Annotated in this window: 26 protein-coding genes, 1 tRNA gene and 1 other annotated feature; of the genes, 20 read left to right on the plus strand and 7 right to left on the minus strand. The window is 28.3% G+C overall.

Annotated elements, in window-relative coordinates:
* Positions 1-67 precede the first annotated feature (67 nt).
* Positions 68-946 carry a YncE family protein gene (locus BEN51_RS03700; RefSeq protein WP_119864744.1) on the plus strand — a complete coding sequence of 293 codons (879 nt, stop codon included), beginning with the start codon at positions 68-70 and terminating at the stop codon, positions 944-946.
* On the opposite strand, the gene BEN51_RS03705 is transcribed toward BEN51_RS03700, so the two are convergent.
* Positions 943-1,476 carry a DUF4364 family protein gene (locus tag BEN51_RS03705; protein WP_119864745.1) on the minus strand — a complete coding sequence of 178 codons (534 nt, stop codon included), beginning with the start codon at positions 1,474-1,476 and terminating at the stop codon, positions 943-945. The genes BEN51_RS03700 and BEN51_RS03705 overlap by 4 nt on opposite strands.
* Positions 1,477-1,637: 161 nt before the next feature.
* On the opposite strand from BEN51_RS03705, the gene BEN51_RS03710 reads away from it, so the two are divergent.
* The 7 genes from BEN51_RS03710 to BEN51_RS03740 all read left to right on the plus strand — a co-directional run bounded on the left by BEN51_RS03710 (position 1,638) and on the right by BEN51_RS03740 (position 9,290).
* Positions 1,638-2,363 carry a polysaccharide deacetylase family protein gene (locus tag BEN51_RS03710; RefSeq protein WP_418219556.1) on the plus strand — a complete coding sequence of 242 codons (726 nt, stop codon included), beginning with the start codon at positions 1,638-1,640 and terminating at the stop codon, positions 2,361-2,363.
* A 97-nt stretch (positions 2,364-2,460) separates the two neighbouring features.
* Complete coding sequence (locus tag BEN51_RS03715; RefSeq protein WP_119864747.1) at positions 2,461-3,126, plus strand: single-stranded DNA-binding protein; 666 nt, start codon at positions 2,461-2,463, stop codon at positions 3,124-3,126.
* A gap of 567 nt (positions 3,127-3,693) precedes the next feature.
* Entirely contained in the window at positions 3,694-4,611 is a 918-nt protein-coding gene (locus BEN51_RS03720; protein ID WP_119864748.1) for an ABC transporter permease, read from the plus strand.
* A gap of 12 nt (positions 4,612-4,623) precedes the next feature.
* Positions 4,624-5,580 (plus strand): ABC transporter permease, encoded by a 957-nt coding sequence (locus BEN51_RS03725; protein WP_119864749.1) that lies wholly within the window; start codon positions 4,624-4,626, stop codon positions 5,578-5,580.
* Positions 5,581-5,592: 12 nt separating this feature from the next.
* A complete protein-coding gene (locus BEN51_RS03730; protein WP_119864750.1) occupies positions 5,593-6,603 on the plus strand; it encodes an ABC transporter ATP-binding protein in 1,011 nt (336 codons plus the stop codon).
* Positions 6,603-7,586, plus strand: coding sequence for an ABC transporter ATP-binding protein (locus BEN51_RS03735; RefSeq protein WP_119864751.1), 984 nt, complete (start codon positions 6,603-6,605; stop codon positions 7,584-7,586). Before BEN51_RS03730 ends, BEN51_RS03735 begins: the two co-directional genes overlap by 1 nt.
* A 54-nt stretch (positions 7,587-7,640) precedes the next feature.
* Positions 7,641-9,290 (plus strand): peptide ABC transporter substrate-binding protein, encoded by a 1,650-nt coding sequence (locus tag BEN51_RS03740; protein WP_119864752.1) that lies wholly within the window; start codon positions 7,641-7,643, stop codon positions 9,288-9,290.
* A 165-nt stretch (positions 9,291-9,455) separates the two neighbouring features.
* On the opposite strand, the gene BEN51_RS03745 is transcribed toward BEN51_RS03740, so the two are convergent.
* The 4 genes from BEN51_RS03745 to BEN51_RS03760 all read right to left on the minus strand — a co-directional run bounded on the left by BEN51_RS03745 (position 9,456) and on the right by BEN51_RS03760 (position 13,838).
* Positions 9,456-11,084, minus strand: coding sequence for an IS1182 family transposase (locus BEN51_RS03745; RefSeq protein ID WP_119864407.1), 1,629 nt, complete (start codon positions 11,082-11,084; stop codon positions 9,456-9,458).
* Between the two features lie 117 nt (positions 11,085-11,201).
* Positions 11,202-11,957 (minus strand): 4-hydroxy-tetrahydrodipicolinate reductase, encoded by a 756-nt coding sequence (gene dapB / locus BEN51_RS03750; protein WP_119864753.1) that lies wholly within the window; start codon positions 11,955-11,957, stop codon positions 11,202-11,204.
* 10 nt (positions 11,958-11,967) lie between these two features.
* Positions 11,968-12,846, minus strand: a complete 879-nt coding sequence (gene dapA, locus BEN51_RS03755; RefSeq protein ID WP_119864754.1) for a 4-hydroxy-tetrahydrodipicolinate synthase — start codon at positions 12,844-12,846, stop codon at positions 11,968-11,970.
* Positions 12,846-13,838, minus strand: a complete 993-nt coding sequence (locus BEN51_RS03760; RefSeq protein WP_119864755.1) for an aspartate-semialdehyde dehydrogenase — start codon at positions 13,836-13,838, stop codon at positions 12,846-12,848. Before BEN51_RS03760 ends, dapA begins: the two co-directional genes overlap by 1 nt.
* Positions 13,839-13,995: 157 nt before the next feature.
* Between BEN51_RS03760 and BEN51_RS03765 the strand changes: the two genes are divergently transcribed.
* The 3 genes from BEN51_RS03765 (at position 13,996) to hslO (ending at position 15,971) form a co-directional block, all read left to right on the plus strand.
* A complete protein-coding gene (locus BEN51_RS03765; protein WP_119864756.1) occupies positions 13,996-14,247 on the plus strand; it encodes an alpha/beta-type small acid-soluble spore protein in 252 nt (83 codons plus the stop codon).
* Positions 14,248-14,341: 94 nt separating this feature from the next.
* On the plus strand, positions 14,342-15,079 hold the full coding sequence (locus BEN51_RS03770; RefSeq protein WP_119864757.1) for a class I SAM-dependent DNA methyltransferase: 738 nt from the start codon (positions 14,342-14,344) through the stop codon (positions 15,077-15,079).
* Positions 15,080-15,092: 13 nt separating this feature from the next.
* Positions 15,093-15,971: an Hsp33 family molecular chaperone HslO gene (hslO, locus tag BEN51_RS03775; RefSeq protein WP_119864758.1), complete on the plus strand. Its 879-nt coding sequence runs from the start codon at positions 15,093-15,095 to the stop codon at positions 15,969-15,971.
* Positions 15,972-16,084: 113 nt separating this feature from the next.
* Here the strand turns inward: hslO and BEN51_RS03780 are convergent.
* Positions 16,085-16,155: transfer RNA gene (locus BEN51_RS03780), tRNA-Cys, on the minus strand.
* Positions 16,156-16,260: 105 nt separating this feature from the next.
* On the opposite strand from BEN51_RS03780, the gene BEN51_RS03785 reads away from it, so the two are divergent.
* A complete protein-coding gene (locus tag BEN51_RS03785; RefSeq protein WP_164704083.1) occupies positions 16,261-16,938 on the plus strand; it encodes an HD domain-containing protein in 678 nt (225 codons plus the stop codon).
* A gap of 120 nt (positions 16,939-17,058) precedes the next feature.
* Here BEN51_RS03785 and BEN51_RS03790 read toward each other — a convergent pair whose 3' ends face one another.
* Positions 17,059-17,760: a DUF6873 family GME fold protein gene (locus BEN51_RS03790; RefSeq protein WP_119864760.1), complete on the minus strand. Its 702-nt coding sequence runs from the start codon at positions 17,758-17,760 to the stop codon at positions 17,059-17,061.
* Positions 17,761-17,883: 123 nt separating this feature from the next.
* Between BEN51_RS03790 and ytxC the strand changes: the two genes are divergently transcribed.
* From ytxC to pheT, 8 genes are all read left to right on the plus strand, one after another.
* A complete protein-coding gene (gene ytxC, locus BEN51_RS03795) occupies positions 17,884-18,735 on the plus strand; it encodes a putative sporulation protein YtxC (RefSeq protein ID WP_119864761.1) in 852 nt (283 codons plus the stop codon).
* A gap of 279 nt (positions 18,736-19,014) precedes the next feature.
* Complete coding sequence (rpmI, locus tag BEN51_RS03800) at positions 19,015-19,212, plus strand: 50S ribosomal protein L35 (protein WP_119864762.1); 198 nt, start codon at positions 19,015-19,017, stop codon at positions 19,210-19,212.
* An 18-nt stretch (positions 19,213-19,230) separates the two neighbouring features.
* Positions 19,231-19,590 carry a 50S ribosomal protein L20 gene (gene rplT, locus BEN51_RS03805; protein ID WP_119864763.1) on the plus strand — a complete coding sequence of 120 codons (360 nt, stop codon included), beginning with the start codon at positions 19,231-19,233 and terminating at the stop codon, positions 19,588-19,590.
* Positions 19,591-19,688: 98 nt separating this feature from the next.
* Positions 19,689-21,029: a TrkH family potassium uptake protein gene (locus BEN51_RS03810; protein WP_119864764.1), complete on the plus strand. Its 1,341-nt coding sequence runs from the start codon at positions 19,689-19,691 to the stop codon at positions 21,027-21,029.
* Positions 21,030-21,041: 12 nt separating this feature from the next.
* Complete coding sequence (locus BEN51_RS03815; RefSeq protein WP_119864765.1) at positions 21,042-21,704, plus strand: potassium channel family protein; 663 nt, start codon at positions 21,042-21,044, stop codon at positions 21,702-21,704.
* 14 nt (positions 21,705-21,718) lie between these two features.
* Positions 21,719-22,501 carry a TrmH family RNA methyltransferase gene (locus BEN51_RS03820; RefSeq protein WP_119864766.1) on the plus strand — a complete coding sequence of 261 codons (783 nt, stop codon included), beginning with the start codon at positions 21,719-21,721 and terminating at the stop codon, positions 22,499-22,501.
* A gap of 87 nt (positions 22,502-22,588) precedes the next feature.
* Positions 22,589-22,808: a binding site (T-box leader), on the plus strand.
* A gap of 46 nt (positions 22,809-22,854) precedes the next feature.
* Positions 22,855-23,874, plus strand: a complete 1,020-nt coding sequence (gene pheS / locus BEN51_RS03825; RefSeq protein ID WP_119864767.1) for a phenylalanine--tRNA ligase subunit alpha — start codon at positions 22,855-22,857, stop codon at positions 23,872-23,874.
* A gap of 18 nt (positions 23,875-23,892) precedes the next feature.
* A complete protein-coding gene (pheT, locus tag BEN51_RS03830; RefSeq protein ID WP_119864768.1) occupies positions 23,893-26,271 on the plus strand; it encodes a phenylalanine--tRNA ligase subunit beta in 2,379 nt (792 codons plus the stop codon).
* Position 26,272 lies beyond the last annotated feature (1 nt).

Consider the following 26,272-nt stretch of genomic DNA (forward strand, 5'->3'; position numbering starts at 1 on the left):
ATATTATAATATGGATTTTAACTCTTGTATGAAATTTATTACTTTAGGAGATCAAAGGAGGTGCTCTATGAACTATTTAATTGTTTGTAATACTGGTAGTGATACTATCAGCAAGATTTCTCTTGAGGATTATAGTGTGAAAGATATAGCTTTAGGATATTTTCAAGGACCATATGGGCCAAGTGGTATTTTTCTTGAAAATAATCTGTTATATACAGCGAATAGCTATTGTAACACTGTGTCTGTAATAAATTTAAATAGTTTTAAAGAAGAGAGCAGCCTCTATGTTGGTGCTCATCCTAATGATTTAATTAAGTATGATAATTATCTATATATAGCTTGTTCAGAATCAAATGTTGTTGCTGTTTATGATTTAAATGAAAATAGGATAATCTTAGATATTGCAATTAATTGTTGGCCTCATAATATGGAGATGCTAAAGGATAAAAAGATTATTTTTGTATCTAATTTTCTTAGTAATAATGTGTCAGTGATTGATATAGAAACAAACAAGGTTGTTGGAGATATAAATACCTTTGAATATCCAACAAAAATAAAGATATCTAAGGATAACAAATATTTGTATGTATGTGAAAGTTATATGGGAAATAGTTTAGGTGGTTATATAGAGATATTTGATTTAAAAAACTACAAAGCTGTTACTAAAATAAAAGTTGGAAAAGAACCTATGGATATTATTGAAGATTTAGAAGAATTATATGTTTGTAATTTTGGAGAGGGTACTGTAAGTGTAATTGACAGTAATTCCTTTAAGGAGGTCAAAAAAATATATATAGGTGGAATGCCGAAGGCTATAATTAAAGAAAAAGAATCAATTTGTGTATCTGATTATTTAAATGGAAGAATTATTATCTTAAGTCTTACTGAAGGTAATAGAAAAGTCATAACAGTAGGAAAAGAACCTAATGCTATGACTTTATATTAGTCTTCTTCATTAAATAATAAATTCATAATATTATTATAGATATCTGTAGGATTTTCTTTCCACTTACTAGTAAGTGAAGAAGCTTGCTTTTTACTTGGAACAGTTACTTTTAATGAAAGAAGTAAGTTTTCATTTTCTAATGCTTGTAAATCAATTAAATAAGTTCCATCATTATTTAAGGTATAAGTACCGTTTATAGTTAGTTCTTTTTTAATAGAATCTTCCATTGAAAGAAGATAATCATCGATTATCTTCTTTTTTAATGGAGTAATTCTATCAGCAAAAAATGTAAGAGCGTTTACTCCGTTATCTGTTATATAAATTAAATTTTTATCATTAACTTTATCATACCTTAGAAATTTAGATGTTATAAGTTCGCTAATGTATTGTTGAAGTGTAAAATAATTTATAAAATTATTTTCAAGTATTATTTCAGTTAACTGAGCATTAGTAATTGGATATTTTATATTTTTTATAACATATAAGACTAACAGTTTATTTTCTGCTAATTCAGCTGAACTTTCGTACATTTTAAACCTCCATTTTAGAAAGTATAATTTAATTATATCATAAATTTTACTAAGTTAATAATATTGTCATTAATATTATTAAAGAAGAATATAGATTAAAGAAGAATAATTTGGAGGATAATTATTTGAAAAGGAGATATAAAGTATTCATTGATATTCTAATGTTGTTTTTAGTAATTGAAATATCAATAATTTTTAATAATAATGTCAAATTTACAAATCTTGAAGTATCTAAATCAGTACCAATATATAGGGTGAAAAGAGATGACAAAGCTGTTTCAATAACTTTTGATATAAATTGGGCGGAGAAAGATGAAATTTATAACATATTAGATATACTCGATAAATATAATGTAAAGGCAACCTTTTTTATTATGGGGGGCTGGGTAAATTATAATGAAGAAAATAAAGAAAAACTGATAAAAATAAAGGAAGGAGGGCATGAAATAGGAAACCATAGTTATAAGCATCCAATGTTTTCACGACTAGACGAAAATAGGATGAAAGAGGAACTAGAAAAGACAAATATAGCAATTGAAAAAGTAATTGGTGTAAAACCAAACCTATTTAGATTTCCTAGTGGAGATTATAATGAAAGATCGGTGAATTATATTAATAGCATGGGATATAAATGTATTCAATGGGATGTTGATTCTGTTGATTGGAAGGAATTAGGTGCTGATATCGAGTATAATAGGGTCATGAAGGGTGTAAAAAGTGGTTCAATTATTCTTTTTCATAACGATGCAAAATATACTCCAGGTAATTTAGAGAGAATAATAAAGGAGTTAGTAGATAAAGGTTATACTTTTGTTACTGTTGGTGAATTGATTTATAAAGATAATTACTATATAGACGTAAATGGTGAGCAAATAAAAAGTAATTAAAATATTGAAAAATGATGTTGTGTTGTATTATAATGGAAATATATCCTAAAGATTTAAAATTATCATTAAAATTACTAAGGGAGAGAGGGGTTAGTTTATGGATAACTTAATGTTAAATAATAAGATATATTTAGAGGGGAAAATAGTATCTGAATTAGAATTTAGCCATGAAATGTATGGGGAAGGATTTTATACATTTTTTTTAGAGGTAATGAGACTTAGTGACTCTGTAGATGTTTTAAATGTAACTGTATCAGAAAGATTAATTGCTAATATGGATATGTCTATTGGTAAAGAGATAATAATTGATGGTCAACTTAGATCCTATAATAAGTTTGTAGATGGTGCTAATAAATTAATTTTAACTGTATTTGCTAGAAACATAGAAGCATGTATTGAAAAAAGTAAAAATCCAAATGAAATTTTCTTAGATGGTTATATTTGTAAAGAACCTGTTTATAGAACAACACCATTTGGTAGAGAAATTGCTGATGTCTTACTAGCTGTAAATAGAGCTTATAATAAGTCAGACTATATTCCTACTATTGCATGGGGAAGAAACTCTAGATTTTGCAAAACTTTACAAGTAGGAGATAATATAAGGGTTTGGGGAAGACTACAAAGCAGAGAATATCAAAAAAAGATAAGTGAGACTGAAGTAATTAAGAAAGTAGCTTATGAAGTATCAGTTTCAAAGATGGAGAAAGTTCAAAATAATAAATTAGATGAAAATAATGATATAAATAAAGAAGATGTAATGTAAATAGGATATAATAAATTTTTAGTATTTAATATTATTATTTTTAAATGAAGAGGCTGTCTATTACAGCCTTTTTTATATATATTTTTAATATTATGTGTATTTATCAAAATGCAGTTAAATATCTTATAAGTTATAAGATATATCAAGTTTTAATAAAAAAATGAGCTTCGGAATAATTTATATATTTCTAATGAATAATTTAAAAAAAAGAAGGAAATATAATCTTAGATAGTAAATGATATATAGTTAAATTAGTATTATTGGAATTATATGTAAAAAGATTAAAGTTTAATAATTTAATAAATGAAATAAAGAATTTTGTAAATAATAAAATGAAATTTAAAAGTGAAAAACTTGCAAAAAACTAGAAAAAATGCCTGTGTAAATGTTTACGTTATTTGTTTTGAAAATTTTTCAAACTTAAATTATTAAAGAAAAAAATTGCGATTTTATCAAAATATTAAATATAAATTTAAAATATTAATTGACAAATTTTAATAATATAATATAATTAATAATATCTACAATTTGGAATGTGTGTAGAACAATGAATGGGGGTTTATACAAATGGTAAAGTATATAGGTAAAAGACTCTTAACAAGTATAATTACTATTTGGGCGGTTATAACAATAGTATTTTTCTTGGTAAGAATGATGCCTGGTGGACCTTTTGATGGAGAAAAAATAACTCCAGAAATGAAGGCGCAATTAAACGAAAAATATGGATTAGACAAGCCTGTAGGAGAACAATATAAACTTTATATAAAGAATTTATTAAAGGGTGACTTTGGTAAATCAATGAAATATAAAGGTAGAGATGTAGTAACAACTATAGAAAAAAGTCTTCCAAATTCGGCTAAAGTAGGTGCAGTAGCAATATTATTCTCTGTAGCAGTTGGAGTTATGCTTGGAGTAGTTGCTGCATTAAATGCTGACAGATGGCCAGATAGAGTTTGCACAGTTATATCAACATTAGGGATTACAATACCGAGTTTTGTAATGGGAACATTTTTAATTTATATTTTTACAGTTAAATTAAAAATATTACCAGCTACAGGGCTAAGTAAGCCGAAAAATTATATTATGCCTGTAATTGCACTATCAGGAAGCTCAATGGCTTCTATAACAAGATTAACTAGAGGAAAATTAGTAGATGTTTTAAAATCAGATTATATTAGAACTGCAAAAGCAAAAGGACTAAGTGCAAATACTGTAATATTTAAACACGCTTTAAGAAATTCATTAATACCTGTAATCACTTATTTAGGACCACTTATAGCGGGAGTGTTAACAGGATCTTTTGTAGTGGAAAAAATATTTGCAATACCAGGTCTTGGTAATGAATTTACTTTAACTATTACTAACAGAGACTATACATCATTATTAGGAGTACTTGCATTTTATTGTACGCTTATAGTTGTATGTAACTTACTTGTTGATATCGTATATGTTCTTATAGATCCAAGAATTAAATTAGATAATTAGGGGGGTAAAGAAATGGACAATTTAAAAAATTTAAACATAAATAAAGAACTATTTACTCCTTTAAAAGATGAGGAAAAGGAATTTGAACAAATAGTTAGACCAAGTATTGGATATTGGGCTGATGCTTGGAGAAGATTAAAAAGAAATAAATTAGCAATATTTTCATTAGGTTTAATTATAATAATTATGCTATTTGCTTTTTTTGGACCTTTACTTTTTGAAAAAATAAAAGGATATACTTATTATGATACAAATTTACAAGCAACAGACTTAAGACCAAGTGCTGAACATTGGTTTGGTACTGACAACTTAGGAAGAGATTTGTTTGTAAGAGTAATGTATGGCGCTAGATATTCTTTGATTATAGCAATTGCAGCTGCAGCTATTAATTTAGTAATAGGTGTTTTATATGGTGGAATTGCTGGTTTCTTTGGTGGTCAAGTTGATAATATAATGATGAGAATAGTTGATGTATTATATTCTATACCAACTCAAATATATGTTATTATTTTAATGGCCTCCTTAAAAAAAGAAGGTTCAACAGGTCTTGTAACTATTATATTAGCTATGGCTATATCATATTGGGTAGGTATGGCTAGAATAGTTAGAGGAGATATTCTTCAATTAAAACAACAAGAGTTTGTTCTAGCAGCTAAGGCGCTAGGTGCATCAAATACAAGAATTTTATTTAAACATTTAATACCTAACTCAATGGGATCAATTTTAGTTACATTAACATTATTTATACCTTCAGCTATATTTACTGAAGCTTTCCTAAGTTTTATAGGTTTAGGAATAAATGCTCCATTAGCTTCTCTTGGAACGTTGGCTAATGATGCTAGTGGACTATTGTCAACAGCAGCATATCAGCTGCTATTCCCTGCAGGTATGATATGCTTAATTATATTAGCATTTAACTTGTTTGGTGATGGATTAACAGAAGCTTTAGACCCAAAGAATAAAAAATAGGAGGAGAAACAATTGAGTAAATTATTAGAAGTAAAGAATCTAAAGACCTCCTTTAAAACACATATTGGTGATGTACAATCAGTAAGAGGGGTTTCTTTCTACTTAAATAAGGGAGAGGCTTTAGGTATAGTTGGAGAGTCTGGATGTGGAAAATCAGTTACAATGATGTCTATAATGAGATTATTACCAGATAATGCTGTTATAGAGGCTGATAGTATCCAATTTGACAATAAAGAAATTTCAAACTTAAAAGAAAAAGAAATGCAGACTTTAAGAGGAAATGAGATGGCAATGATTTTTCAAGATCCTATGACATCTCTAAACCCATTATATACTATTGGGGAACAATTAACTGAGCATTTAATTAAACATAAAAAAATATCCAAAAAAGAAGCTGAAGAAAAGGCTATAGAAATGCTTAAGTTAGTAGGTATTCCTAGTCCTGAAAAAAGATTAAAGCAATATCCACATGAATTTTCAGGTGGAATGAGACAAAGAGTTATGATTGCAATGAGCTTAATTTGCAATCCAAAATTGATTATTGCTGATGAACCTACTACAGCTTTGGATGTTACAATTCAAGCACAAATTTTAGATTTAATGAAGGACTTAAAGAATAAATTAGATACTTCAATAATTTTAATTACACATGACCTTGGTGTTGTTGCAGACTTATGTACAAGAATAAATGTAATGTATGGTGGAATAATAGTAGAGGAAGGAACTGATGAAGATATATTCTATAATCCAAAACACCCATATACATGGGGACTATTAAATAGCGTTCCTAATCCTAAAAGTGATAAAAAAGAAAAACTAAAACCAATTGAAGGGCAACCACCAGATTTATTAAAGCCACCAGTAGGATGTCCTTTTGCAGCAAGATGTAAATATGCAATGAAGGTTTGTGTTGATCATCTTCCACCTTTATTTGAAATATCTAAAGGACACAAGGCTGCTTGTTGGTTAAATCATGAATACGCACCAAAAGTTGAAGCGCCAATAAAGGGAGGGGAAGAATAATGGAAAAGAAAAATGATATTATTTTAGAAGTTAAAAATCTTTGTAAATACTTCCCTGCAAATAAAGGTTTATTTACTAAAAAAAGTTTTGTAAAAGCAGTAGATAATGTTTCTTTTACAATAAAAAGAGGTGAAACCTTAGGATTAGTTGGAGAATCTGGTTGTGGTAAAACTACAACTGGAAGAACTATATTAAAATTATATGAACCAACTTCTGGTCAAATCATTTTTAATGGTGAAGATATAACAAAATATAGTGAAAAGAAAATGGTATCTTTAAGAAAGAATATGCAAATGATATTCCAAGATCCATATGCTTCACTAAATCCAAGAATGACTGTTGGGGACATTATCGGAGAAGCAATAGATATTCATGGTCTTTATAAAGGTGATGAGAGAAATAAAAGAATAATGTACTTATTAGAAAGAGTAGGATTAAATAGTAGTCATATAAGTAGATATCCTCATGAGTTTTCAGGAGGACAAAGGCAAAGAATTGGTATTGCAAGAGCTCTTGCAGTACAACCTGATTTTATAGTTTGTGATGAACCAATATCTGCACTTGATGTTTCGATTCAAGCACAGGTAATTAATATGTTAGAGGAACTTCAAGAAGAATTTGGTTTAACATATCTATTTATTGCACACGATTTATCAATGGTTAAGCATATTTCAACACATATTGGGGTAATGTATTTGGGTCAAATGGTTGAAAAAGGACCAGCTGATGATGTTTATTTAAAACCTAAACATCCATATACACAAGCATTACTTTCAGCAGTACCAATAGCAGATCCTAAGGTTGCAAAAAACAACAAAAGAATTATATTAGAAGGAGATATACCTTCACCAATAGATCCAGCACCAGGATGTAGATTTAAAGGTAGATGTAGATATGCAAAACCAATTTGCGGCGAAGTTGATCCAGAACTTAGAGAAGTTGAGCCGGGTCACTTTGTGGCATGTCATTTATTTAATAAATAAGCTATCGATTGCATGAGCAATTTAGATATAAAAAAATAATAAGGGGGAAAAATTATGAAAAAGAACAAGTTAAAAAGAATTTGTGCTTTAGCACTAACACTTGCACTTGGAATGTCAGTATTTGCTGGTTGCGGCTCTAAAGAAGATGCAACAGAAAACAAGACATTAATTTACAACTTAGGGGAAGATCCTGAAACAATCGACCCTACATTAAATACTTCAGTTGGAGGTTCAACAATAATTTCTAATGCTTTTGAAGGGTTATTAAGACTTGATGAGCATGAAAAAGCAATACCTGGTGTTGCTGAAGAATTTGAAGTATCTGATGACCAATTAGTTTATACTTTTAAATTAAGAAAAGATGCTAAATGGTCAGATGGAGAACCTGTAACAGCTGAAAATTTTAAATATTCTTGGGTTAGAGCATTAGATCCAGCTACAGCTTCAGAATATTCTTATCAATTATTCTATATTAAGAATGCTGAAAAATTCAATGCTGGTGAAGTAACTGCTGATGAATTAGGAATTGAAGTAGTGGATGATCATACTTTAGTAGTAACATTAGAAGCACCTACAGCTTATTTCCCAGAATTAATGGCATTCCCAACTTACTTCCCATTAAGAGAAGATATAGTTTCTGCTGATCCAGAAGGTTGGGCTTTAGAACCATCAACTTACGTTACAAATGGTCCTTTCAAACTAGTAGAATGGACAATGAAAGATCAATTAGTATTTGAAAAGAATGAAAACTACTGGAATAAAGATGCTATTAAGCTTGATAAGTTAGTAATGAAGATGGTTACTGATGAAAATACTGCTTATGCTTCTTTAAAATCAGGAGAATTCGATATGATTGATACTGTTCCACCAGCAGAAATTGAAAATGGTAAGAGTGAAGGATTAGTTACAATTTATCCTAACTTAGCAACATATTTCTTAGGAATTAATGTTGGTAAACAAGATACTCTTGATGCAGATGTTAAAAAAGCTTTAAGTGATAAAAGAGTAAGACAAGCGCTTGCTTTAGCTATCGATAGAAAAGCTATAGTAGAAAATGTTACTAAAGCTGGTCAAGTACCTGCACATTCATTTGTACCTAAGGGTATATTAAATGAAAATGGTGAAGACTTTGCTTCAAAAGAATATTATGATGCAAATGTTGTTAATATAGAAAAAGCTAAGCAATTATTAGCTGAAGCAGGATATCCAAATGGAGAAGGTCTTCCAACATTAGAATTCATGTATAATACTGAAGGATCACACAAAGATATAGCTCAAGTTATTCAACAAGATTGGGCTAAGATTGGTGTTAATGTTGAATTAACAAACCAAGAATGGAAAGTATTCTTAAATACAAGACAAGAAGGACAATATGAAATTGCAAGACATGGTTGGTCTGCAGATTATGTTGATCCAATGACATTCTTAGATATGTGGGTAACAGGCGGCGGAAATAATGATTCTGGATTTAGCAATGCTAAATACGATGAATTAATTTCTAAAGCTAAAACAGAATCAGATGCTGCTAAGAGATGGGAATACATGAAACAAGCAGAAGACATCTTAATGGATGAAATGCCAATAATCCCATTATATTACTACACTAAAGTTAAGGGTGCAAAACCAGAAGTTAAGGGAGTTAGAGTTTCTACTCTAGGTCAAGTTTACTTTGATGGTGCTTATATTGAAGCATCTGCTGAATAATTAGATAAAAAGGGGCTGTCGCATTAGCGGGTGAAAAAAACGCTAGCGACAGCTCCTATTTTTCAATAAAAAGAGAAGATTCGAATCTTTGCTGACAAAATAAAATTATTTCTTAAAAAAGGCGCACTTTAATAAGCCTAAGAAAAAAGACTTTTTTAAAATTAATTATGCAGTTTTCTTTATTTCAAATAAATGTTGTCCAGTTCGGCCTGCTTGGATTTTTCTATGAATTTTATTTATATTATGAGCCATTGCAAGCAATGTACTTTCGGCTAAAACATTTCTTTGTCCACGACACATGAACCTTCTAAAATTCATATCTTGTTTAACTTGCGCAAAGGAACCTTCTGCTTGAATACTCCTATTCATTCTTAGCAAGCAACCTTCATCACTAATTATTCTCTCTAAGTCTTCTTTTCTTTGACGATTAAATTTTTTTGAGGTTTCAAATTTTTTAGTTCTTTCTTCTAAAGGTGTTTTGCAATTATTTCCTTTAATGCATTTGCTTTTATATTTACAATCACTACAATCTTCACATGTATAAATTGTTTTTTCACTTTCATATCCTGTTTTTGATTTTCTTAATTTTACGCCTTCCATTTTTAACTTTTTACCATTCTGACATATGAAAATATCATTTTCAGGATTATAATCCATATTTTCTATTTTACCAATATCATTTTTATATTTTCTCGTTTTTGATAATTCGTAGTTAGCAGGTTTAATAAATGCTATTTGATTATTATCTTCAATAAAAGAATAATTTTCTTCACTTTCATATCCAGCATCAGCAACAATTTTTAAGTATTTAAAATTTAAATGTTCCTCCATAGTTTTTAAAAATGGTATTAGAGTCGTTGTGTCTGTGGGCTGAGGCCCTACCGTAAGCCAAGTAATGTATTCTGAATCTACTCCATGTTGTACATTATAAGCAGGTTTAAGTTGTCCATTTTTCATAGCATCTTCCTTCATTCTCATAAATGTAGCATCAGTATCTGTTTTTGAATAGCTATTTCTATCACCGCAAGTGTACACTTTCTGATTATATTCTTTAAATTTTGAAAGATACTCTTCAAGTTTTTCTATAGACTTTTGTAGTGTAGTTTTTCTTTTACCACATCCGTGGACGAATTCTATACCTTCTGATCTCTTCAACTCATAAAGCTTTTTTCTTAGCTTCTTCACATGTTTAATTTCTACTTTATCTTTATAAATTAATTTAATTCCATAAAGTTCTTCAGATTCTTTTACAAGGTCGGCTAATTTAATTAATAACTTTGCCATGTTTTTTGTAACAGCTTTTTTCCAAACAAAAGTATATTTATTTGCACAAGCTTCTATTTTAGTACCATCAATAAATATGTTGTTACCTGATACTTCTCCTATTTTATAAAGAAAATTAGTCATTTCAGCTAAAATCTTTTCAGAACATGGGGCGAAATGTAAACTTCTAAACCTTGCAAATGTTGAGTGATCCGGAGCGGAAGCCCCTTCTAGTAAAAACATAAAATTTATATCTCTACGGCAAGCTAGCTCAATATCACGTGAAGAATAAATTCCATTCATATAAGCGTATAGCATAATTTTCAGCATTTTCATGGGCGATACTTGATTTTCTCTTATTCTAAAATAAGTAGAATATAGCTCAGTCAAATCCATCTCCTCTACAAACTGGCTTAGTAATCGCACAGAATCATTACTTGGAATTATGCAATCAATATCAAAAGGAAGTTTTAGTTGATAAACCTTTTGATTTAAAGTATAATTTTTTCGTAAGATTTTTTTTATAGGCATGAAAAATATTTTACCATAAATCCTAGACTTTTAAAGTCTGGGATTTATTTTTTTCATCAAAAAGGAGCTTCACACTAATTATTTAGTGCGACAGCCCCTTTTTTATTAATTTTATAATTAAATTTTAAGGAGATTGTCCATATTATATAATCCTGCTATATTAATTGAAGCCATAAATTCACAAGCTTTTAGTGCACCTATTGCAAATACTTCACGAGAGATAGCTTTATGTGAAATTTCTATAACTTCTCCTGTGCCTGCAAATATTATTTCATGCTCTCCTACAATAGAGCCTCCTCTTATAGAGTGGATTCCAATTTCCTCTTTAGTTCGTTTCTTAGAGCCGTATCGACCATAAATATAGGAACTTTCCTTAGATAATGAATTTTTAATAGTATTTGCTAGTTGTAGTGCAGTACCGCTAGGAGAATCAACTTTTTGATTATGATGCTTTTCTATAATTTCAATATCAAAGTTTTTATACAAAACTGGAACTATTTTTTTTAATAAGGAATTAATTAAATTTATTCCTAAAGACATATTAGCGGATTTAAAGATAGGGATTAGTTTGCTTTTTTCCTCGATTAGTTCTAAATCCTTTTTATTATATCCAGTTGTACATAATATTATAGGCTTTTTCTTTGCTACACTAAAAGTTAATAAATCTTCAAGGGATTCTGGTCTTGAAAAATCAAGCAAAACATCATATTCAAAGTCTATTTCATTTATAGAGCTAAATATTTTATAGTTATATTTCTTGTTTAAGAACTTATCTACACCAGCAACTATTTCTATATTAGGAAAGTCCTTTGAAAGCTCTGTTACTGTTTTTCCCATTTTTCCGCAACAGCCATTTAATATAACCTTTATCATATCTCTCTCCTTATATTAAATTATAATTTTTTAATGTTTCTTTTAAAGTTTTTAGATTTTCTTCTTCCATTTCTGCTAGAGGAAGTCTTAATTCACCAACATCTTTTCCTATTAAATTTAATGCTGTTTTTACTGGAACGGGATTAGTTTCTATGAATAACTTATTTGCTAATTCTAAAGTTTTTAATTGAAGTTCTAAGGCCATTTCTATATTTTTATTAAGATAGCTGAAAGTCATATCGTGGACAGTTCTTGGAATAATATTTGCTAAAACTGATATTACACCAATACCGCCAAGGGACATTACGGGTATTATTTGATCATCATTTCCAGAATATATATCTATTGCATTACCACATAAAGCTTTCATTTGAGCAACTTGACTTATGTTGCCGCTTGCCTCCTTTATGGCCGATATATTTTTAAATTTTGATAATGTTAGAAGTTGTTTAGGAGTTATATTAACACCAGTTCGAGATGGAACATTATATAAAATAATAGGAGTATCAACTGCATCATTAATAGCTTTAAAATGTTTAATTAATCCCTTGTTTGTAGTTTTATTATAGTAAGGGGTAATGACTAGTAAAGCATCTGCTCCGACTTCTTCTGCATATTGACTCATTTTAATTGAAGCTTTAGTATCATTAGTTCCTGTACCGGCAATTACCGGTATTCTTCTATTAACCACATCAACAGTAAATTTAATAACTTTTTTTCTTTCGTATAAAGACATAGTACTTGCTTCACCCGTAGTACCACATATAACAATTGCATCAGTTTTTTCTTTAATATGCCATTCTAATAATTCTTCAAGCTTTTTATAATTTATGGAACCATTTTTAAAAGGGGTAACTATTGCTACCGCTGAACCCTTAAAAATTGCCATTATTTATCACTCCTTATTAATAATTCAGCTATTTGAACTGCATTTAAAGCAGCGCCTTTTCTAATGTTATCAGCTACAACCCATAGGTTTAATCCGTTTTCTATACTAAAATCTCTTCTTATTCGACCTATATATACATCATCTTTTTCAGAAACCATAAGGGGAGTAGGGTATTTAAGTTCATTAATATTATCAAAAACTTTAATTCCTTTAGTATTCTTGAATAATTGAAAAATATCATTTATTTCAAAGGCCTTTTTTAACTCTATATTTATACTTTCACTATGACATTTTAGTACAGGAACTCTAACACAAGTAGATGTAATCTTTAATTCTGGCTTATGAAGAATTTTCTTTGTTTCATCAATCATTTTCATTTCTTCCTTTGTATATCCGTTATCTAGGAAAATATCTATTTGAGGTATACAATTTCCTGCTATTTCATAAGGAAATTTTTGAGGGGGGAGTCCCATTAGTCCGTTTTCTAAATCTTTAATACCATCCATACCAGCACCAGATACAGCCTGATATGTAGAATATATTATTCTTTTAATGCCATAATTATCCTCTAAAACTTTTAATGGAAGGACTGCCTGAATTGTAGAACAATTAGGATTTGCAATTATACCCTTATGCCATTTTATATCTTCAGGATTTACTTCTGGAACAACTAAGGGAACATTTTTATCCATTCTATAGGCACTTGAGTTATCAACAACAGTTGACCCAATTGATACAAAAATTTTTGCAAATTTTAAACTTATAGTTGCTCCAGCAGAAAATAGAGCTAAATCAATTTTTTTATTTATTATATTATCTCTTTTTGTTTCTTCTACCAAGATTTCTTTGTTTTTAAATTTTAACTTGGACCCAGCAGATTTTTTTGAAGCAAAAAGATATAAGTTTTTTATTGGAAAATTTCTTTTTTCTAGGATATCTAAAAATTTTCTCCCAACATTGCCTGTAGCTCCAACAATTGCTACATTATACATTGTTTTATGCCTCCTTTGATAGATTCTGATAAATTTCCATCGGGAAAATATCTAATATATTATATAAAGCTTAAGTAAATATAGTGAAAGCAAATTAAAGTATAGAAAATATAAATTTGGAAAAGATATTAATATCAAATCGATAGGGGGTATTAAAATGAGTAAAACACCATTGAAAAAAATAATAAAGTCAAAAATAAAGTCAAAAAAGGAATTATCACCAGAAGAATTACTTAGAGAAAAGCTTAAATATGAAATAGCTGAAGAATTAGGTTTAAAAGATAAGGTAGACCAATATGGATGGGGTGGTTTGACTTCCGAAGAAACAGGAAGAATTGGAGGGATTATGACTAAGAGAAAAAGAGAACTTAAAATACCTACAAATGATGAGATTTTAGGAAGAAAGTAACAATAATATTAATATTATTGTTAGATACATTGACTAAAATTCAATTTACATTTAATATAGTCTTTGGAAAACTCTATAAAGGGGGAGTGGAAGGTTGTCTTATGGAGAGTTCTCTAAAATTTATGATAAATTAATTAATGAAGATATTAATTATAAAGAAATTTGTAATAGAATAATCGAAATATGCAAGAAAGAAAATATAGACTTTAATTCATATTTAGATGTAGCTTGTGGAACAGGAAATGCAACTGTTCAATTAGCAAAAAAATTTAAGGAGTCTTTTGCTGTTGACTTATCAGAAGATATGTTAACTGAAGCCTTCTCAAAATTTCAGGAAGAAAATATTGATTGTAAGTTAATTTGTCAAAATATGAGTGAACTTAATTTAAATAGAAAATTTGATTTAATAACTTCAGTATTAGATGCAACAAATTATATATTAGAAGATAATGATTTTTTCGATTATCTAAAAAGTGTAAAAGATCACTTAAAGGACAATGGTATATTTATTTTTGATATTAATTCTTATTATAAACTTTCAAAGATTTTAGGAAATAATATTTATACCTATGATGAAGACGATGTCTTCTATGTCTGGGAAAATGAATTTGAAGATGATATTGTAAGTATGTATTTAACCTTTTTTGTGAAAAATGATAATGCGTATGAAAGATTTGATGAAAATCATTTTGAAAGAGCTTATAAGGAAGAATTTATTGAAAAAGCATTAAAGGATATTGGGTTTAAAATTGTTGGAAAATATGAGGATTATACTAAAGAGAGGGTAAAAGAAAAATCAGAACGTATAGTCTATGTAGTAAAAGTAGAATAGTTGGAGGTATAAGATGGATAAAATAATAAAAGCGACAGCAAAAGATGGAATGGTAAGAATAATTGCTGGACAAACAAGAGAGTTAGTTAATGAAGGAATAACATTACATAACTGTTCACCTGTAGCGGCTGCAGCATTAGGTAGAATGTTAACTGCAGGAGCTCTTATGGGGTCAACCTTGAAAGGTAAAAATGAAGTTTTAACATTAAAAATAGATGGAAATGGAGAAGCTAAGGGTATTACAGTAACTGCTCATGAAGGTGGAAAAGTAAAAGGATTAGTTGGAAATCCATACAGTGATAGACCTCTAAACTCAATAGGAAAATTAGATGTAGGAGGTTTTATTGGTAAGGATGGTGATTTTATAGTTATTAAAGACTTAGGTTTAAGAGAGCCTTACATTGGAAGAGTTCCAATATATACTGGAGAAATAGCAGAAGATTTAGCTTATTATTTTACGGTATCAGAACAAACACCATCTGCGGTTGCTTTAGGAGTATTAGTAGATAAGGATCTTTCAATAAAAACATCAGGTGGATTTATAATTCAAATGATGCCAGATGCAGATGAATTATTATCAGATTTAATTACATATAGATTACAAGAAATTCCTTCTATTACAGAAATGTTACTTCAATATGGGGATATTACTAAAGTAATTGAATTTATTTTTGAGGGAATGGATTTAAAAATATTAGAAGAAATTACTCCTGAATATAAGTGTAATTGCTCTAGAGAAAGAGTAGAAAAAGCACTAATTTCTATAGGAAAAAAAGAGTTAAGTGAAATTTATGAAGAAGGTAAGGAAGAAGAAATAAAATGTGATTTCTGTAATGCAATTTACAGATTTAATAAAGAAGATATCGGTGAATTGTTAAAACAAGCAAAATAGAGTGGTTTGTAGTGAGAAATTAAGAAACTGTTATATTTAAAATTCCACACTTAGTAATAAGCACTAAAAAACTGACTGTTATAAAAAATTTATAACAGTCAGTTTTTTTATAAAGGCGCCACCCGGATTTGAACCGGGGCTAAAGGTTTTGCAGACCTCTGCCTTACCACTTGGCTATAGCGCCATAAGTATTAATAAATTTATAATTATTATATGTTATTTCTTAATTTTAATGCTAAGAAAAATAAATTTTATATTAAGTACAAATAATAAATTTGGAGGTGATGATATGAATAATAATGTTTTTATTAATATAGAAGAAATCCTTTTAAAAGAAAAGAAGCCATCCCTGGAGTTAGAAAAAATTATAGAAGGGAAAGAATTTAAAGCATCTGATTTTAAGATAATAGTTAAATTAAGAGATATACCTCAAGAGAAGAAATATCATCCTGAAGGAAATGTATGGAATCATACAAAAATGGTTGTTGATATAGCTTCAATAATAAAGGAATTTTCTGAAGATATTAGAAGCTTTATGTGGGCAGCTTTATTACATGACATTGGGAAAATACCAACAACAAAATTTATTCGTGGAAGATATAGATCCTATGATCATGATAGAGAAGGAGCTAAAATGGCTTATAATTTAATGAGTAAATATGTAGATAATAAATTAGCAGAAGATGTAAAAATATTAGTTAGATATCACATGCATCATATATATATAGGTAAAAATATGAAATTTGCTGATTATAAAGGCTTAATAGAAAGTAATAAAATAAATGATATCATATTATTATTTATAGCAGATAAATTAGGTAGGGGAAATCAAAATTATAAGGAGTTTGAAGAAAATATTAAAGAAATTCTTGTTATATTAGATAAAATAGAGTGCAAATCTAATATGAAGTATGATGATATTAAAAAGAAAATAAGTCAAATAACGAAGATTATATTAAAAGAATAGTGACTATTAATTTAAAAAAGGTGCTGTTTAAAATGCACCTTTTTATATTTATATATAATTTAAAGCAATGAGATTGCTTATAAGAAACATTTATAGCCTAAAAACGTATTATATTAAGGGCTATAAAACCATTAAACTTCCTCTATCTATCAATTTTCCCTTAGATAGATATATGGGTTTAACATTATATTTAGCTAAGAAGTTTTTAATTTCTTTCCCATATAAATAATTATCAAGACTGCCGAAAAATGCTATTATATTTTTATTTATTAGCCCACCTGTACCACCAATAAAGCCATAATTTAGTCCTTCTAAAATAATATCTCCTGGGGGAAGAAGTAAAATATCAAAATTCTCTTTAATAAGGCTATTATAAATCGATTTATCGCTAGTTATTATGGCTTTATCTGCAACTATTAATGAAGAACATTTTGTATAACCTTGTTTAACATTAATTAATATCTTGCTTTTTTGTGTGCTTAATAAATTAGGATCGGTGAATTTTAGATTATGAACAAAATAATTATTTAATATTAATGAATTTAAACTAATATTGCTTGGATAATTATAACCTAAGGAATTTTTACTTTCAATAAATGAAATATTGTTCTTAATAAGTAGATTTTTAAAAGTTTCAGGCATTTCCTTTTGTATTATTATCTTTTTTTTATTTTTGTCTAATATGTTTACTTGTATATCAACATGACCATTTATTGCTTCATATAAATTATCACAAGGTGGAATTTCAATTAAGGAAAGATTGAGGGATTTTAGTGATTTTCTTTCTTCCTCATTAGTTCTATAATCAATAAAGCAAATCATATATATTTCTCCTTATTATATATTTTAATCTTATTATACATAAAAATTAAATTTATCACTTCAAGAAATTTGTATATAGTTATAATTTTTAAACATACTATTATTAGAAAGGGAGTGAAATCCGTGCTTGTACAAAAACTTGTATATGATACTGACATTAATTTTATAAGTGAGATTTATGAACTAAGGATCATTCTTAAAAAGAAAGATATAAATATTGGAATAGTAGAAAGTGTGGAACAAGATAATCATATTGTAAAATTGCTTTGTGATGATGATTGTTATAATGAAAAGATAAAAGATATAATAGATTTATATATGAGTAATGTTTTATATAAAATTGTGATAAAAGAATATAAAAATCGTGAGATGTTTGATTATATAACAGAAAATTATTTCTTTTTAAAACAAGATGAGATAATTGAAGTAGAAGAAAAAATAATGAAAATTTTATTGCTAGAGAGTTTTACAGAGACAGAAAATTATGTTTATTATATGAATAAGATAAATAATATAATAGAGAAAATAAAAGAATTTTTAGAGGAAAATTCAGAAATTAATATAAATGGTTTCATAAGATTTAGAATGAAGGAACTAAAGAGTAATATAGAAAGAGTTATTGATAAAGTTATTGAAAACTATATGGTAGAGAAAGAATATAAAGAATTTGTAAAGCTTCTTAAATATTTTGTTGATATACAAGAAAGTAAAATTGAAGAAATAGATATATTTATTAATGAGGGGGGAAAATATATAATAAAAAATAAAGCAGGCAAGGATATCTTTAATGAGTTTATGAAAGAAATTGCAGATACAGAAATTGATACAGAAGCTAAAATGGAAGATATAATAATTAGTGGATTAATCACTAACGCTCCTAGGAAAGTTAAGATATATGGAAAAGATAATTGTATGAATAAGGAATTTTTGGAAACTATAATAAATGTTTTTGAAGATAGGGTAGAGCTTGGTTAATAACTATTTAAAATAAAAATAAATAAAGGTTGACAAGTAATTTAGCTAATAATATAATACTATATGTTAAGAGGAAACAAAGTCGTTTCTCACCTTACGGCCTAGCTTAGTAAGGTTATGTATTCTGAACTTAATTTTATTAGCTAAAATTAAGAGTTTGGATATTGTGAGGACGGCAATTTGCTGTCTTTTTTTATTGTGTTTATTACGACAGCATAAAATTACTTATAAAATAGTAAGATTATTTAATATATTCATTATTGAGAGGAGGGCTTTAAAATGCCAAAAATGAAAACTCATAAAGGTGCAGCAAAAAGATTTAAGAAAACAGGTACTGGAAAATTAAAAAGAGCAAAAGCTTTTAAAAGTCATATCTTAACAAAGAAAAGTGCTAAGAGAAAGAGAAACTTAAGAAAAACTGCTTACGTTTCAACAACTCAAGAAAAAGCAATGAAGAAACTATTACCATACTTATAAAAATAGGAGGTTTGAAACATGGCAAGAGTAAAAAGAGCGGTAAATGCACGTAAAAATCATAAAAAAGTATTAAAGCTTGCAAAAGGTTATTATGGTGGAAAGAGCAGATTATTTAAAACTGCTAATGAAACAGTTATTAGAGCATTAAGAAATGCTTACGTAGGAAGAAGATTAAAGAAGAGAGATTTTAGAAGACTATGGATTGCAAGAATTAATGCTGCTTCAAGAATGAATGGATTATCTTATTCAAAATTTATAAATGGAATTAAGTTAGCTGGAATTGATATGAACAGAAAAATGTTATCTGAAATAGCTATTAATGATCCAAAGGCTTTTGCTGATTTAGTAGAAGTAGCAAAGGCTCAATTGAATAAATAAATTTAAGCGACCCAAGGGTCGCATTTTTTATATTCTAATATTGTAATTAAAATTGTAAATAATAAAATAGAAAATTTAATTTTATTTTGAGGTGTTATATGAAATTTAATAAATATAACCAAAAAAATTTAAATCTAGTTCAAATATTATCAATTGGTTTTATTTTAATTATACTTATTGGAGGATTATTATTATGGCTTCCTATATCATCTAGTCAAAATAATTATACAAATTTTATTGATGCAATTTTTACTTCTACCTCAGCAGTATGTGTAACAGGATTAACTACTTTGAATACTTCACAGCATTGGAGTGGATTTGGAAAGGTTATAATAGCATTATTAATAGAGATAGGTTCCTTAGGATTTGCATCATTTTTTGTGATTTTTTCTCAACTACTAGGTAAAAAAATAACTTTAAAAAATAAATTACTTGTTCAAGAATCAATGAATACATTTTCTGTTGAAAATATAGTAGAAGACATAAAAAGTATTTTATTATTTTCTTTTTCTTTACAGCTTTTAGGGGGAATAATTTTAGCAACACAATTAATTCCAGAATATGGAGTTAAACAAGGGCTTTTTAATAGTATTTTTCATTCTATATCAGCTTTTTGTAATTCAGGCATAGATTTATTTGAAAGCAGTCTTATAAACTATAATAAGAATATAGTTATTATTTTTGTTATCTCTTTACTAATATTCATTGGGAGCATTGGATTTCCAGTAATTTTAGAAATATTAAGAAATAAAGATAACAAAAGGCTTTCAATTCATTCAAAATTATCGCTAATAACTACATTAATTCTTATTGTAACTGGTGCATTATTGATATTATTATTTGAATATAATAATGAATTAACCTTAGGAAAAATGGAATTTGAAGAAAAAACATTAAGTTCCTTTTTTTCTTCCATATCACTAAGGACAGCAGGATTTTATAATATTAATTTAATAGATATGACAAACTCAAGTAAGTTTTTAGTTATGATTTTAATGTTTATAGGGGGATCACCAGGCTCAACTGCTGGGGGCTTAAAAACAGTTACAGTATCTATAATATTTTTAACCTTAGTATCAGTAGTAAGAGGAAGAGAAGATACTGAATGTTTTGGAAGAAGATTTACTAGAGATTTAATATATAAAGCTTTTACTATATTTTTTCTAGGAATATCGTTAGTAATTTTATCAACTATAATCTTAGTTTATGCTTATAAAGAGGTAGATTTTTTAAGTATATTTTTTGAGGTAACTGCTGCTTTAAGTACAGCTGGATCTACATTAAATTTAACTCCTGGCCTGGGAAACTTTGGGAAAATTATTATAATGATACTTATGTATATTGGTAGACTAGGACCTTTAACAGTAATATTATCTTTAAGAAAAAATGATAGAAATGAAAAATATAAATATCCAAAAGGAAAAATTTTAATAGGATAGGTGATATAATTAATGTATAGTAAACAATTTGTAGTTATTGGACTTGGAATATTCGGCTCATCTATGGCTAGAACTTTACAATCTCTTGGAAATGACGTTTTAGCAATTGATAAAAATGAAAGCTTGGTTCAGGAAATAGCAGATGAGGTAACTCAAGCAGTTGTATTAGATGCAACTGATGAAAATGCATTAAAATCTATAGGGATAAATAATTTTGATGTAGCAGTAATTACTATTGGAGAGGATATTCAGTCTAGTATTATGGTTACAATATTAGTTAAAGAATTAGGCGTTAAGTATATAATAGCTAAAGCGAAAAATGATCTGCATGGTAAAGTTTTAAGAAAAATAGGTGTAGATAGGGTGGTCCTCCCTGAAAAAGAGTTAGCAGTAAGAGTTGCTCATAATTTAGTGTCTTCAAACATATTAGACTATATAGAATTTTCTTCAGATTACACTATAATGGAAATACAAGTACCAAATAAATGGGTTGGAAAATTAATTAAAGATATAAGATTGAGAACAAAATATGGAATTAATGTTATAGCAATAAAGAGGAGTGAAAAAGTAATAATTTCACCTTTAGGGGAAGAAACTTTATTAAAAAATGATATAATTATATCAATAATTCAATCTGAGGATTTAAATAAGATAGAAAAACTAATTTCAAAATAAAGAGGTGTAAAGTATTGATTTACATAGAAAGCAAGGATAATAAGCTATATAAAACAATAAAGAAACTTAAAGAGAAAAAATATAGAATTAAAGAAGGAAAGTTTATTTTAGAAGGGTTTCGTATTATAGAAGAGGCAGTTAAAGCTAAAATAGATATAGAATATATTATTATTACTGAAGATAATTTAAGTAATTTGAAGGAAGCAGAGTATTTGAGGGACAGAAGTGAAGACAAAATCATTCTGATTTCAGAAAATTTATTTATTAGTTTATCTTCGACTGAAAATCCTCAGGGTATCTTAGCAATAGCAAAATTTAAAAATATAGAAGAAAATCTAAATGGTGATTTTTATGTAGTTTGTGATAAGGTTCAAGATCCTGGTAATTTAGGTACAATTATAAGAACAGCTCATGCTGCTGGAGTGGATGGGATTATATTAACGAAGGGAACTGTAGACATTTATAATGAAAAAACAATAAGATCTACAATGGGATCAATATTTTATATACCAATTTATTATGATGATTCTAAATTTACAATAATTAAAAAATTAAAAGATAAAGGGGTAGCATTAGTAACTACATCTTTACAGGAATCAAAAAACTTTTTTAATGAAAATTTAAAAGGTAAGGTTATGCTGGCTGTCGGTAATGAAGGTAATGGTATAAGTGAGGAACTTTTTAATCTAGCCGATAAAAAGGTTAAGATTCCTATGCCTGGAGGAGCTGAGTCACTAAATGTTGCAGTTGCATCAGCAATAATTTTATTTGAAAAAGTAAGACAAAATTTAATGTAAAAGCAATTAGTATATTTATAGTAAAAATAGAAGATTTCACTTGAAATTATAAAAGCTAAACTATATAATATATAATAAATTAAATATGTAAAAACTGTGAATGAGGAAAGTAAATATAATAACTTTTCAGGGAGAATTGGTCGTAGACTGAAAGCCGATTTATTGTATTATTATATTGAAGTTCCCTCAGGAGTTCTAGAAGTGAAATTAAAGTAGTTTCTAGCGGATTTACCGTTATTTGAATTAAGTGGATAATATAGTTTTATATTATCAATTAGGGTGGTAACACGATAACTTCGTCCCTTTGTTGTGGGCGAAGTTTTTTTATTATATAAAAATAAGGAGGAAAATTAATGCAAGAAAAACTAATGGAAATTAAGGAAAATGCATTAAAAAGCTTAGCTGAAGTAAATGATAGTTCAAGCTTAGATGAAATAAGAGTAAAATATTTAGGTAAAAAAGGAGAATTAACTACTATTTTAAGATCTATGGGCAGCTTATCGAAAGAAGAGAGGCCTATAGTTGGTAAGCTAGTAAATGAAATAAAGGCAGAATTAGAAGCTAAAATTGAGGAAGTTGCTAAAGCTATTAAAGCAAAGGAAAAAGAGGCAAAATTAGCTTCTGAAGTTATTGATATTTCACTTCCAGGAAGAAAAAAGTTAATAGGAAAAAGACATCCTTTAGAATTAACTTTAAAAGCAATGGAAGATATATTTATTTCAATGGGCTTTACAGTTGAAGAAGGACCAGAAGTTGAATTAGATTACTATAATTTCGAAGCTTTAAATATTCCTAAAAATCATCCAGCAAGAAGTGAACAAGACACATTTTATATTAATGATGATATAGTTCTTAGAACTCAAACATCTCCAGTACAAATTAGAGTTATGGAAAATCAAAAACCTCCAATTAAGATGATTGCACCAGGTAAGGTATATAGATCAGATTCTGTAGATGCGACTCATTCACCTATATTCTATCAAATGGAAGGTTTAGTTATTGATAAAGGAGTTACCTTTGCAGATTTAAAAGGGACACTAGAATTATTTGCTAAAAAGATGTTTGGTGATAGTGTTAAAACAAAATTTAGACCACATCACTTCCCATTTACTGAGCCTTCAGCTGAAATGGATGCAACATGCTTTGTTTGTGGTGGTAAGGGATGTAAGGTTTGTAAAAATAGCGGATGGATTGAGCTATTAGGTTGCGGTATGGTTCATCCAAATGTTTTAAGAAACTGCGGAATAGATCCAGAAGTTTATAGCGGTTTTGCTTTTGGATTTGGTGTTGATAGAATGGTTATGTTAAGTTACGGAATTGATGATATTAGACTTTTATATGAAAGCGATATGAGATTCTTAGATCAATTTTAATTAATAGGAGGTAGACAAATGAAAGTACCATATAATTGGCTGAAAGATTACGTTGATATAGATGTAAATCCTAAGGAATTAGGAGATAAACTAACCTTAACAGGATCACAATTAGAGGAAGTAATTACTCAAGGAGATAAAATTAAAAATGTTGTTACAGGTAAGATAGTTGAAATAAAGCAGCATCCAGATGCAGATAAATTAAAAGTCTGCCAAGTGGATATTGGAAAAGAAGAACTAATACAAATAGTTACTGCAGCAACAAATATGAAAGAAAATGATATAGTTCCTGTGGCTCTTCATAAATCAATTTTAGCAGATGGAACAGAAATAAAAAAAGGAAAATTAAGAGGTCAAGTGTCTAACGGTATGTTCTGTTCAGAAGAAGAATTAGGAATAGCAGGAGATGAACCAGTTCATGGTTTAATGATATTGCCAAAAGATGCTCCTATTGGTGTAGATATAAAGGAATATTTAGGTTTGAACAAATCTGTTTTAGACTTTGATATTACATCAAATAGACCAGATTGTTTAAGTATGATTGGTATGGCTAGGGAAGTTGCAGCAGCTTTAAGAAAATCATATAAAATGCCAAATTTAAATTACGAAGCTAAGATAAATAAAAATATAAATGATATTCTACATGTAGAAGTTAGAGATAATTTATGTAGAAGGTTTATGGCTAGAGGGGTTAAAAATGTTAAAATCGGACCATCTCCAAGCTGGATGCAAGAGAGATTAATTGATGCTGGTATTAGACCTATAAATAATATAGTTGATATTACAAATTTTGTAATGTTAGAAATTGGGGAGCCGATGCATGCTTATGATGCAAGAGAAATATCAAGCAATAAAATAGTTGTAGAAAGAGCTAAAAATAATGAAAAGTTTACTACCTTAGATGGAATAGAAAGAGAATTAGATGAAACTTTCCTTTGCATAAAGGATAATGAAACAACAATTGGATTAGCAGGATTGATGGGGGGATTAAATTCAGAAATTAAAGATGACACAACTGAAGTTATTTTTGAAGCAGCAAATTTTGATGGAACTAACATAAGAGTTAATTCTAAAAAGTTAAATCTAAGAACTGAAGCTTCTTCAAGATTTGAAAAAGATATTGATCCAAATTTAGCAGCTTTAGCCATAGACAGAGCTTGTTCATTAGTATGTGAGCTTAGCTGTGGTGAGATAATGGAAGGAACAATAGATGTTTATCCTGGCAAAAAGGAAGAAAGTTCAATAACTGTTGATTCAAAATGGATCAATAGATTTTTAGGAACTGATATTCCAAAAGAAGATATGAAATATTATCTTGATTTAATTGATTTAAAGACAACTTTAGAAGGAGATAATTTAGTTATTACAATTCCAACCTTTAGAGTTGATATTGGAATAAAAGAAGATATTGCAGAAGAAGTTGCTAGAATATACGGATATGATAAAATTCCTACTACAATAGCTAAGGTTTCTACAGGAAGAGAACCAAAATATAAAAAGGAAATATTAAAAGAAGAAGTTATAAAAGCAATGATTGCAAGCGGTATAAATCAATCAATTAGTTACTCATTTATATCACCTAAGGTTTTTGATAAGATTAATCTAGCTGCAGATAGCGAATTAAGAAATGTAGTAAAAATTAAAAATCCATTAGGGGAAGATTATTCTGTAATGAGAACGACCACAATTCATTCAATGATGGAATCTTTAGCTAGAAATTATTCTAAAAACAATGATTATGTAAGGTTGTTTGAAGTTGGTAAAGTATATATTAAAAATGAAGATGAAAGCAAGCTGCCTCAAGAAAAGACTATACTAACAATAGGAATGTACGGGGAATGTGATTTTCTTGATTTAAAGGGAGTAGTTGAAAATGTTCTAGAGACCCTTGGACTTAACAAAGTAAAATTTAAAAGGGAGTCAGAAAATTTAAGTTACCACCCTGGAAAGACTGCAAGTATTATGATTGGAAAAGAAAAGGCTGGAACTTTAGGAGAAGTCCATCCAACAGTAATAGAAAATTATGGTATAGATGAAAATTGCTATTTAGCTGAATTAGATTTAGATATACTATTTAATTATGCGAATATTACTAAGTCTTATAAGCCATTGCCAAAGTTCCCTGCTGTTACTAGGGATATGGCTTTACTTGTTGATGATGAAATATTAGTTCAAGATATTGAAGATACAATTAGAAGAGCAGGTGGTAATTTAGTAGAAAAGGTGAAATTATTTGATATCTATAAGGGTGCTCAAATTCCCGAAGGTAAGAAGAGTATAGCATATTCAATAGCATATAGGGATGATAAAAAGACCTTAACAGATAATGATGTAAATAAGGTTCATGATAAAATTTTAAGAAGTCTTGAACACAAGCTTGGTGCTATTTTAAGATAAT

It is taken from the genome of Clostridium isatidis (genome assembly GCF_002285495.1).
GTDB classification, from domain to species: Bacteria; Bacillota; Clostridia; order Clostridiales; family Clostridiaceae; genus Clostridium; species Clostridium isatidis.

Bases quoted from the DNA above. Each gene is read 5' to 3' on its own strand.
- BEN51_RS03810 (WP_119864764.1), top strand. From the start codon at position 19,689: ATGAAATTTAATAAATATAACCAAAAAAATTTAAATCTAGTTCAAATA.
- dapB (WP_119864753.1), bottom strand. From the start codon at position 11,957: ATGATAAAGGTTATATTAAATGGCTGTTGCGGAAAAATGGGAAAAACA.
- BEN51_RS03790 (WP_119864760.1), bottom strand. From the start codon at position 17,760: ATGATTTGCTTTATTGATTATAGAACTAATGAGGAAGAAAGAAAATCA.
- dapA (WP_119864754.1), bottom strand. From the start codon at position 12,846: ATGGCAATTTTTAAGGGTTCAGCGGTAGCAATAGTTACCCCTTTTAAA.
- BEN51_RS03740 (WP_119864752.1), top strand. From the start codon at position 7,641: ATGAAAAAGAACAAGTTAAAAAGAATTTGTGCTTTAGCACTAACACTT.
- pheS (WP_119864767.1), top strand. From the start codon at position 22,855: ATGCAAGAAAAACTAATGGAAATTAAGGAAAATGCATTAAAAAGCTTA.
- hslO (WP_119864758.1), top strand. From the start codon at position 15,093: ATGGATAAAATAATAAAAGCGACAGCAAAAGATGGAATGGTAAGAATA.
- BEN51_RS03705 (WP_119864745.1), bottom strand. From the start codon at position 1,476: ATGTACGAAAGTTCAGCTGAATTAGCAGAAAATAAACTGTTAGTCTTA.
- BEN51_RS03765 (WP_119864756.1), top strand. From the start codon at position 13,996: ATGAGTAAAACACCATTGAAAAAAATAATAAAGTCAAAAATAAAGTCA.
- BEN51_RS03815 (WP_119864765.1), top strand. From the start codon at position 21,042: ATGTATAGTAAACAATTTGTAGTTATTGGACTTGGAATATTCGGCTCA.
- BEN51_RS03760 (WP_119864755.1), bottom strand. From the start codon at position 13,838: ATGTATAATGTAGCAATTGTTGGAGCTACAGGCAATGTTGGGAGAAAA.
- BEN51_RS03720 (WP_119864748.1), top strand. From the start codon at position 3,694: ATGGTAAAGTATATAGGTAAAAGACTCTTAACAAGTATAATTACTATT.
- rpmI (WP_119864762.1), top strand. From the start codon at position 19,015: ATGCCAAAAATGAAAACTCATAAAGGTGCAGCAAAAAGATTTAAGAAA.
- BEN51_RS03745 (WP_119864407.1), bottom strand. From the start codon at position 11,084: ATGCCTATAAAAAAAATCTTACGAAAAAATTATACTTTAAATCAAAAG.
- BEN51_RS03700 (WP_119864744.1), top strand. From the start codon at position 68: ATGAACTATTTAATTGTTTGTAATACTGGTAGTGATACTATCAGCAAG.
- BEN51_RS03710 (WP_418219556.1), top strand. From the start codon at position 1,638: ATGTTGTTTTTAGTAATTGAAATATCAATAATTTTTAATAATAATGTC.
- BEN51_RS03725 (WP_119864749.1), top strand. From the start codon at position 4,624: ATGGACAATTTAAAAAATTTAAACATAAATAAAGAACTATTTACTCCT.
- BEN51_RS03715 (WP_119864747.1), top strand. From the start codon at position 2,461: ATGGATAACTTAATGTTAAATAATAAGATATATTTAGAGGGGAAAATA.
- rplT (WP_119864763.1), top strand. From the start codon at position 19,231: ATGGCAAGAGTAAAAAGAGCGGTAAATGCACGTAAAAATCATAAAAAA.
- pheT (WP_119864768.1), top strand. From the start codon at position 23,893: ATGAAAGTACCATATAATTGGCTGAAAGATTACGTTGATATAGATGTA.
- BEN51_RS03735 (WP_119864751.1), top strand. From the start codon at position 6,603: ATGGAAAAGAAAAATGATATTATTTTAGAAGTTAAAAATCTTTGTAAA.
- BEN51_RS03785 (WP_164704083.1), top strand. From the start codon at position 16,261: ATGAATAATAATGTTTTTATTAATATAGAAGAAATCCTTTTAAAAGAA.